Origin of the sequence: Ensifer sp. Root31, from assembly GCF_001424825.1 — a bacterium.
Lineage (GTDB): Bacteria > Pseudomonadota > Alphaproteobacteria > Rhizobiales > Rhizobiaceae > Ensifer > Ensifer canadensis.
The window spans coordinates 1-1,784 of the sequence record NZ_LMCO01000063.1 but is presented as its reverse complement, the minus strand read 5'-3'; the positions used below and the strand labels follow the sequence as shown (position 1 = coordinate 1,784).

Below are 1,784 nucleotides of genomic sequence, written 5' to 3'. Positions count from 1 at the left end.
GTTCGGATCGAGGCAGCTTTCCGCTTCCAGGCGCTCCGGCCAGACATTCATCTGTTTCGACATCGTGACCCAGCGCATCGTGTTGGCGCGGCTATCGGCGTCGATCAGAAACACGTCATTGCCCGCATGGGCTGCCGTCCCCGCCAGCGCGCGAACGAGCGTGGTCTTCCCGGTTCCGCCCTTCGGGTTGGCGATAGTGACGATCATAGCGGCTCCTTCAATTCAAAGATAAATTATAATTAATTATCAAAGTCGCCTTTCGCAACGTAATTATTGCCCGTTGCTCGTTCACCATTGATGATTGATGACCGATGATTGCCCGCTGACGACGGGTAATGGTCAATAGGCAATCAACAATGGGCCATTAATGATGTTCACCATTGATGATTGATGACCGATGATTGCCCGCTGACGACGGGTAATGGTCAATAGGCAATCAACAATGGGCCATTAATGATGAACAACATGTGCACTGCTAATTGTTGATTATCAACGATGAATAACCAGTTTCCAGCGCTGCAAGTGGGGATGAGCGCGTTAACAACGGGTAATTGTTCGCGCCGAGTTTGTCGGTTCGCGCCAATCGGTCGAGGTGGTCGGATCGAGATCGTCGGTATCTGTGGATTGAAATTGAGAATAAATTATAGTTGTCTTTTCTGTGGCAGGATAGTCAAGTTTGTGGTACAAACTCGACGTTGCCCCGCCTCCGGCAGGGCCGTGGTTCGCGCCTCTGGCGCTCCGGGTCGCCTCCGGCAACCTGACAAGCGGGAAGGAAACAATGCGGAGCGAGGTGATTAGGGTCCGTTTGCAGCCGGAGGAGCGCGAGGCGCTTGCCGTGTTGTGCGGAGAAGACCGCACCGCCAGCGACGTGATCCGGCTGCTGTTTCGCGATCAGGCGGGCCTTCCGCTTCCGGTTGGATCGTCCGAGGCAGACGCGCTGCGCGACACCAATGAGGAGCTGCGGCGGATCGGTATCAATCTCAACCAGGCGGTCCGGGCGATGAATGAGGGGCGCGTCGCCTATGAACCGGATCTCGACGCGGCGCTGCGCACTCTTCTCGACGGCCTGTTTCGGCTGCGGGCCGACGTCGACCTGATGCTGCGGATCAGCTGTGGGGAGCGGAGGGGGACTGGCCGTGGCGCATGATTGGACCGGGCTGCTCGGCGCGATCGAGACCTATACCGTCCGTCGAGCATCGTCGCTGATTGACGAGGCGATGTCGGGGCAGGCTCCGCAGGAGCGCTTTGTACCGTCTGGCATTGCGAGCAAGACACGTCGAGGTCCGATATCGCCGAACGAGCCGACGATCGCGTCAATCCTGCAGGTGTCCCGGGCATCGCAGCGAGGTGTCATCGCCCTCGTCGGTGCCTTGGGTGCTGGCCGCAATCTGGATGACGAAGAGGAATTGAAGAAGTCGGCCGGCGGGGGAGGGGGCGCAGGCCTTTCCGTGCCTCGCATGGCTCGGCCGATCTCCACGCGACGCGCCGCAACGGATAGATCCTCAGCGGAAACCGCGAGCCGTGCAGCGATTGCCGCCGGTGCACAGCCGGTCGTGATCAAGGTGACGTCGACGGTATCGAGCCGGGCTTCGGCCGCCGGCCTGATGACCTATCTCGGAACGCGCGAAGTCGAGAAGGAAAACGGCGACAGGGGCAAGGTCGATATCCCGATCTACGATCAGGATGGCCTCGCGGTCGCAAGCCGCGAGGACCGGGCCGCGGCGCTGGCCGAATGGGGCGCGGAATTCCGTAACGCCTATGCGGTCAACGCGCTGGCCACATTT

2 protein-coding genes and 1 pseudogene are annotated in these 1,784 nt (G+C 59.9%); 2 read left to right on the top strand and 1 reads right to left on the bottom strand.

Translation table 11 applies throughout. The features are described from left to right. On the bottom strand, window positions 1–207 hold a 207-nt coding region (locus tag ASD00_RS33025; RefSeq protein WP_156585913.1), incomplete at its 3' end, for a ParA family protein. A gap of 571 nt (window positions 208–778) precedes the next feature. On the opposite strand from ASD00_RS33025, the gene ASD00_RS33020 reads away from it, so the two are divergent. Then, the gene (locus tag ASD00_RS33020) at window positions 779–1,147 is read left to right on the top strand and encodes a plasmid mobilization relaxosome protein MobC (RefSeq protein ID WP_057211202.1); all 369 of its coding nucleotides are present in this window, start codon (window positions 779–781) and stop codon (window positions 1,145–1,147) included. Next, a pseudogene (locus ASD00_RS33015) lies at window positions 1,137–1,784 on the top strand (hypothetical protein); the annotation flags it as partial. The gene ASD00_RS33020 and the pseudogene ASD00_RS33015, both read left to right, overlap by 11 nt.

Excerpts from the sequence above, each read along its gene's own strand:
- ASD00_RS33020 (WP_057211202.1), top strand. The coding sequence starts at position 779 with ATGCGGAGCGAGGTGATTAGGGTCCGTTTGCAGCCGGAGGAGCGCGAG.